The sequence below is a fragment of the Streptomyces sp. ISL-11 genome, from assembly GCF_018614525.1.
Taxonomy (GTDB): Bacteria; Actinomycetota; Actinomycetes; order Streptomycetales; family Streptomycetaceae; genus Streptomyces.
Map to the genome: position 1 here is coordinate 24424 of NZ_JAGGOL010000107.1, position 6371 is coordinate 30794.

6 protein-coding genes are annotated in these 6371 nt (G+C 73.9%); 2 read left to right on the forward strand and 4 right to left on the reverse strand.

What is annotated here, in order from left to right; genetic code table 11:
* Positions 1 to 254 precede the first annotated feature (254 nt).
* Positions 255 to 1349, reverse strand: coding sequence for a GNAT family N-acetyltransferase (locus tag J7E86_RS21755; RefSeq protein WP_215083411.1), 1095 nt, complete (start codon positions 1347 to 1349; stop codon positions 255 to 257).
* Position 1350: 1 nt separating this feature from the next.
* Positions 1351 to 1821, reverse strand: coding sequence for a hypothetical protein (locus tag J7E86_RS21760; RefSeq protein ID WP_215083412.1), 471 nt, complete (start codon positions 1819 to 1821; stop codon positions 1351 to 1353).
* A gap of 302 nt (positions 1822 to 2123) precedes the next feature.
* On the opposite strand from J7E86_RS21760, the gene J7E86_RS21765 reads away from it, so the two are divergent.
* Positions 2124 to 2930, forward strand: coding sequence for an SGNH/GDSL hydrolase family protein (locus tag J7E86_RS21765; protein WP_215083413.1), 807 nt, complete (start codon positions 2124 to 2126; stop codon positions 2928 to 2930).
* On the opposite strand, the gene J7E86_RS21770 is transcribed toward J7E86_RS21765, so the two are convergent.
* Positions 2919 to 4565, reverse strand: a complete 1647-nt coding sequence (locus tag J7E86_RS21770; RefSeq protein ID WP_215083414.1) for a serine/threonine-protein kinase — start codon at positions 4563 to 4565, stop codon at positions 2919 to 2921. The genes J7E86_RS21765 and J7E86_RS21770 overlap by 12 nt on opposite strands.
* Before the next feature lie 241 nt (positions 4566 to 4806).
* Here J7E86_RS21770 and J7E86_RS21775 point away from each other — a divergent pair, with 241 nt between their 5' ends.
* Positions 4807 to 5070, forward strand: a complete 264-nt coding sequence (locus tag J7E86_RS21775; protein ID WP_215083415.1) for a hypothetical protein — start codon at positions 4807 to 4809, stop codon at positions 5068 to 5070.
* Between the two features lie 286 nt (positions 5071 to 5356).
* Here J7E86_RS21775 and J7E86_RS21780 read toward each other — a convergent pair.
* The coding region (locus J7E86_RS21780; RefSeq protein ID WP_215083416.1) for a type ISP restriction/modification enzyme at positions 5357 to 6371 on the reverse strand (1015 nt) is incomplete at its 5' end.

A 6371-nucleotide genomic window follows, 5' to 3' on the forward strand; every position in this document is an offset into this window, starting at 1 on the left:
GACCCCGCGACTGTGACGTCCGGACGCGGCACCCCCCACCGCGCCCCGCCCCGGGCACCATCGCGACACTCGAGCCCTCCCCTTGAGCCGCTCAATGATGGGCCGATGCGGGTGGATGTACGACGGTATTGATGGTTGAGACTGTATGGCAAGAGGTGGTGCGGTGACTCCTCCTTTGGGGGTTTTTTGCGCCCGATTCCCGCGTCCAGTTGACGTTGTGCGCTATTGACGGCGCACGCCGGGCGCAATGCGCCTCAATCCCCCTGGCGAATGCGCCCCATTCGCTTGAGCAGCCGGTCCGCGGGCTCGAAGAGCTCGGGCCGGGCCAGGACGGTGTTGCGCAGCGCCCGCACCGGCGCACGCCGTATCCGGTGCCCCAGCGCGACGGGGTGACGGCGCGTCACCCAGCCCTCGCTGACGCTCAGCTCCCGCGTCTTGAGGGAGTTCTTGTACGCCTTCTCGCCCCGGCCGAGGTCCAGGTAGGCCATGCCCGCGGCGGCGGCCCCCTCGGCCATCCGCAGGTGCAGCACCAGGCCCGGCGAGTACCTGGCGAACGCCGGGTCGTACGCCGGGAACCAGCAGGCGAGCACCGAGCGGGAGCGCAGCCCGAAGTGCGCGGCGATCGGCCGGTCGCCGGCGTAGAGGACCGACAGCAGCCCGCCGAAGGACTCGGCGCGGGTGTGGAAGAGCTGTGCGACCAGGAGCTGTATCCAGGGCCGCGCGAAGCGGTCGCTGCGGCCCGTCCTGCGGTATTGCGCGGACTTCCAGCCGATCAGTGTGCGCAGCGCGGCCGGATCGCGTTCGTCGTGCACGTACCGCACCTCGCCGACGTCCCGGCCCAGCCGGCGCTCCTTGGCGAGCGTGGTGCGGGTGAACTTCGGCGACTGCTTGCGCAGCACCGTCAGATACGGCCCGAACCCCTGCTCGACGTCGACGACGGGCGAGGCGTACGAGCCGGAGGCGCCGTCCTCGAACGGCTTCTGGCCCTCCACCAGGTGGTCGAACTCCCACACGGAGAGCCCGCAGGCGAGCATCAGCTCGCGGGCGTCCCACTGGAAACCGGGCCGGTGCACCAGCCCCTGGGCGTCCGAGACGCCCAGGCCGATCGCCCGGCCCACGCCCAGCGCCGACCGCTGGTACGGGAAGAAGCCCACCGGTCGGCCGTCCTCGCGCACGACCGCTATCCGCGCCCCGGACCGGCAGTGGCCCACGGCCAGGGTGAACTCCGGTGCGAGGAAAGGATTCGCGAGCTGTGGCGAGCCGTCCTCCGCCGCCCGTGACTGCAGAGCCGACCACGCGGCCCGGTCGGCCGCCGTGAGCTCGCCGGGCCGGTACACGCTGATGTCCACCTCAGGAAGCCCGACTTCTCGCCGCGCGGCTCCGGTGCCGCCGCGCGTGGGCCAGCAGGAACAGGAGGAGGCTGACGGCCGCCACCGCGGCGACGCCGCCCCGTACCGTCCAGGCGTGCAGCGCGAGCAGGGTCTGGGCGACCAGCACGTCGACGGCCACGGCGGCGCCGGCTGCCACCACGGAACGGCTGAGCGGATCGAGGTCCCGCAGCGCGGCCGCCACGGCGCACGCGGGCGCGACGATCAGGAAGAACAGGGTGAACGGCGCGCGCAGGGGTGAACCGATGTCGGCGAGCGCGAGCGCGGCGCCTGCTCCGGCGATGGCCGCGGCGGCGCCCGCGACGACGGGGAGGGAATCCCCGGACGGTGCTCTCCTCCCGGTGTCACCGAAGCCGGCGGGCGGAGCGGCGGCCGATGGGTCTGCTGGACTGTTGGGATCGGTGAGACCGGTGGGATCTGTGAAGCTCTGCATTGGCGACTTTGCCCCCCGAAGCGCCGGATGCCGAGCTTCAATGTCGCGCAATCGGCGGAGGCCCGTCAAGATGTGAAGGCCGTGCAAACAGGCTCCGGTTACGCCCTGGAACCACGCCCGGAGCCCGTCCTTCGAATGAACTTCCGAGGAAAACTGTCGGCCCGTCAGAACGCTTCTCAGGACGCCCCCTTGGCGCGCTGTTTGAGTGTTCCACTTTCCTTACGGTTTTGACATGGACACTTCCAGAATCCTTGGGTGGCTGCTACCACGGAGACAGCAGAGACCCTGGTAAAGGAGGTTCCATGAAACTGTCCTGGTTCGTGAGTTCCGTATCCGCCCTGGCCCTCACCGCCGCCCTCACCCTCACCGGAGCCGGCTCCGCCCACGCCGCCGAAAAGGCCGCCGGCACCGGCTACGTGGCCCTCGGCGACTCCTACTCCTCGGGCGTCGGGGCCGGCGGTTACTACGCGGACAGCGGCAACTGCAAGCGCAGCTCCAAGTCCTATCCGGTGCTCTGGGCCGCCGCGCACGCCCCGTCGAGCTTCGCGTTCACCGCGTGCTCGGGCGCTCGTACGGGTGATGTTCTGAGCCAGCAGCTCGGCCCGCTCAACTCCTCCACGGGGCTGGTCAGCATCAGCATCGGCGGCAACGACGCCGGATTCGCCGACACGATGATGGCCTGCGTCCTGGGCAGCGACCGCTCCTGCCTGGACCGCGTCGCCCAGGCCCGCACCTACATCCAGAACACGCTGCCCGCCCAGCTCGACAACGTCTACACCGCCATCAGCGCGAAGGCCCCGGCGGCACGCGTCGTCGTCATCGGCTATCCACGCTTCTACAGACTCGGCGGCACCTGTGTGGGCGGACTGAGCGAGGCCAAGAGAACCGCCATCAACGCCGGTGCCGACCACATCGACACCGTCATCGCCAAGCGCGCCGCCGACCACGGCTTCGCCTACGCCGACATCAACGCCACCTTCGCCGGGCACGAACTGTGCTCCGGCAGCCCCTGGCTCAACAGCGTGACCCTGCCCGTCGACGAGTCCTACCACCCCAACGCCAGCGGACAGTCCCGCGGCTACCTGCCGGTCTTCACCTCAGCCGCCTGAACCGCGCGCACCGCGCTCGCGCCCGTACGGCGAGGGTGACCCGGACGGCGGGCGCGGCCCACCGCTCACGGCAGGGGAGGACGTCCCCTGCGGTGCCGGCCTGCGGCACCGGACCGAGAAGGGGACGCGATGGGACGTCAGGTGCTCCGGGCTCCGTACCTCGACCGCGATCCGGTCCTCGGCCGGGTCGGAGGCGCCGCGCCGGGATTCCACGTACGTCCGCGACTCCTGCCGGCCCGCACCGAGGTCCAGCGTCCGCCACCCGCCGTCGGAGACCCTGCCGCTGCCGGTCACCCAGCGGTAGAGGACACGGGCCGGGGCGCGCTCGACGCCGAAGGTCACGCGGAACGCCGGCCCGTCGGCGCCGGGCGGGCACGGGCCGCTGTACCGATCGCGCACCGCGTCGACCGTGACCCGCAGCCCGGGGGAAGGGGAGCCGGGGGAAGGAGAGGAACGCGACCCACCGCCGGACGAGGCCGTGCCCGCGTTCTTGGCCGGGCCGGTGGCGGCGGAGCCCTTGGAGGACGCGCCACCGCTGTTGCCGTCCTTGGCCAGTGCCCACACCACCACCCCGGCCAGCAGGGCGAGCACCATGGCGGCCACGGCGAGGACCACCCCGGTCCGCTTCCGGCCCGCGCCGCCGGGGCCGGTGCCGGGCGCGGGGCCGAGATCCGGGCCGGTACCGGACGTGCCGGGTCCGGGCGGCGGCACCGGACCGGCGGCGGGTCCGGGCGGCGGGAGCGAGGTGACCGTCGGGGCGTGGGACGCGGAGACCGGGGGAGGCGCCTCGCCGCCGGCGGCCACGGCCCGCAGTGCCCGCTCGGCCTCCGCCGCGCCGAGCCGCCGCGCCGGGTCCTTGCGGAGCAGCCCCTCCAGTACAGGAAGGAGGGCGCCCGCCCGGCGCGGCCGCGGGAGTTCCGCTTCCACCACGGCCCGCAGGGTGGTCAGCGGGGTGTCCTGACGGAACGGCGAGAAGCCCTCCACGGCGGCGTACAGCGTCACCCCGAGCGACCAGAGATCCGACTCGGGACCGGGCGGGCGCCCCAGCGCGCGCTCCGGCGCGAGGAACTCGGGGGAGCCCACCAGCTCGCCGGTCCGCGTCAGCGCCGAGCCGCCCTCGACCACGGCGATGCCGAAATCGGTGAGGACGACGCGCCCGTCGTTGCCCACCAGGACATTGCCGGGCTTCACATCGCGGTGCACCACGCCCACCCGATGCGCGGCCTGGAGCGCGGCGAGCACCTCCGCGCCGTAGTGCGCCGCGCGCGCCGGAGCGAGGGAACCCTCCGCTTCCAGTACTTCGGCGAGGGACAGGCCGCGCACCAGCTCCATCACGATCCAGGGGTGGCCCTCGTCCGTCGCCACGTCGTACACGGTGACGACGTTGCGGTGCGGGATCCGCGCCGCCGCCCGCCCCTCGCGCTCCAGCCGCGCGTACAGCTGCCGCACCTCGTGGTCGAGGAGCCCCTCGGGCGCCCGGACCTCCTTCACCGCCACCTCGCGGCCCAGCAGCTCGTCCCGCGCCCGCCACACCACGCCCATGCCGCCGCGTCCCAGCAGGTCGAGCAGCCGGTAGCGGCCCGCCACGACCCGCCCTCCGTGCCCCGCCCGTCCGGCCCCGGAATTTCCGCTCATCGCCGGGCCCCCTCCCGTAAGAGAGCGATTCGGGGTGAATCTACCGCAACGGAGCGTGATTGCCCCCGGTACGGCACCTCCTGGTCACGCTCAACTCGCCGTAAGTGACGGCAGGTTCACGCCAGGTCCGTCAACGCCCTTGACGTTGCGGTGAATCCGCCCCGCCGATGCGCGGGTGACGGAAAGGGGCGGTAGGGTTACCCTGCCTGGGCCGGGTGCCTCGTACGGGTGGGGAGTTTCGATGGATCAGATAGCGATGCGTGGCAGGCCACGAGTGCCTGCCATCAACTGCAACAGCGGCGCGACCAGCGCGCGGCTCGACCGTCATCTCGCGGTGCTGGGCGGACCTGCCCTTCCCCAGCGAGAGGTCGAGGGCGCGACCCTGCTGATGCGGGAACTGACGACGCGTGACCGAACACGCGCCAAGCAGGGCCGTACCGCCAAGGTCTCGCTCTTCGCACCCCTGAGACGGCTGCGCCGCTCCCTGTTCGGCAACCACGGCTGACCCGGACCCCGACCCGGATCGCGGAGCCCGCCGCACCTGCTCGGCCCGGCGCCGTCGGCCGCGTGCCCTCTCCCCGGGGGCGGCCGGACGGCGCTGCCGCACGCCCGTACTACGCCGAGGCCCTCGCCGCTCCCCGGAAGTATCGCCGGCCCGGCCGACGCCGCACCGGTTGAGCGGCCGGCGACCGCCCCGGGCCCCGGCATCCCCGCGCCGTCCGAGCGCGACCTCCACCGCCTCCCGTTAACGCCCCCGGCCGGCCGGCTCGGCACCCGGTGGGCCGGACCGGTCACAGCAGCGCGAACTGCCCTTCCGGTCCCTCCTCCTGGTGACACAGCACGGACGCCGGCCGGCATGCGGCGGCCGGTGGCGGGAGGACCCCGGCGCGCCGCAGGCCGCCCGGGTCGAGGCGCGCGTCCGCCGTGAGCCGTGCGCGGGCCGGGCGCAGCTCGGCCAAGAGCGCCAGCACGGTGATCAGTTCCAGCAGTTCGGAGGTCCACTCCGACGGCCAGGCGGCCGGCCGCAGCGCGAGCAGCGTGCCGGGCCCCGCCGGTCCCGTACGGTCGGCGAACCAGCTCTCCAGCACCCGCACCCCGCCCACCCGGAACTCCCACGCCGCCACCGGCACCGGTGCGATCCGCCCGTCCCCCACATGGAGGGTCTCCTCGGCGGCGTCGTGCTCCAGCCGCGACGGCAGCCCGGCGCCGGGGGAGAGGGCCGCGCGGACGTACGGCCGCCGGCCGCCCGGCATCCGGAGGCGTTCACCCGGCGTGGGGGCGCAGCGCGCGCCGTGGGTGTGCAGCCACAGCGCGCGGCGGCCCAGCGCGATCCCCTCCTGCCACCGTTCCGGCGAGGCGGTGAGCGGCACCGTGAGCCCGGCCCGGGAGGGTTCGGCCGCGGCGGCGGTCCAGGCGAGGAAGTCCTCGGCGGACACCGCCCGGCCCAGGCGCTCCGACAGGTGGTCCAGCAGGCCCGGCGCCAGGTTGGGTTCGAGGCCGCCGGGGCGGCGGTAGAGCGGCCGGATCCGGCCGGGCCGCCCGGCGGGGGAGTGCCCGTCGGGCAGCAGCGCCGAGAAGGCCGGGCCGTCCGTGGCCGGCGCCGACTCCAGCAGGTGGATCTGGTGGTCGTCGGCCACCCGCCACAGCTCCGGCCGGGCCGCGTCGAGCACGCGGTGGTCGGGCAGCAGCCACTGCCGGTCGTACGGGCCGTGGGCGACGCGCACCGGCTCCGGGCACGGTCCGGGGCCGCGCGCCAGGCGGCCCGTGGGCGTGGCCTGGCCGGGGAGCTGCGGCACGGCGCTGTGC

What these genes read in the sequence shown, in the direction of transcription:
- J7E86_RS21760 (WP_215083412.1), bottom strand. Translation starts at nt 1,821, where the DNA reads ATGCAGAGCTTCACAGATCCCACCGGTCTCACCGATCCCAACAGTCCA.
- J7E86_RS21765 (WP_215083413.1), top strand. Translation starts at nt 2,124, where the DNA reads ATGAAACTGTCCTGGTTCGTGAGTTCCGTATCCGCCCTGGCCCTCACC.
- J7E86_RS21770 (WP_215083414.1), bottom strand. Translation starts at nt 4,565, where the DNA reads ATGAGCGGAAATTCCGGGGCCGGACGGGCGGGGCACGGAGGGCGGGTC.
- J7E86_RS21775 (WP_215083415.1), top strand. Translation starts at nt 4,807, where the DNA reads ATGGATCAGATAGCGATGCGTGGCAGGCCACGAGTGCCTGCCATCAAC.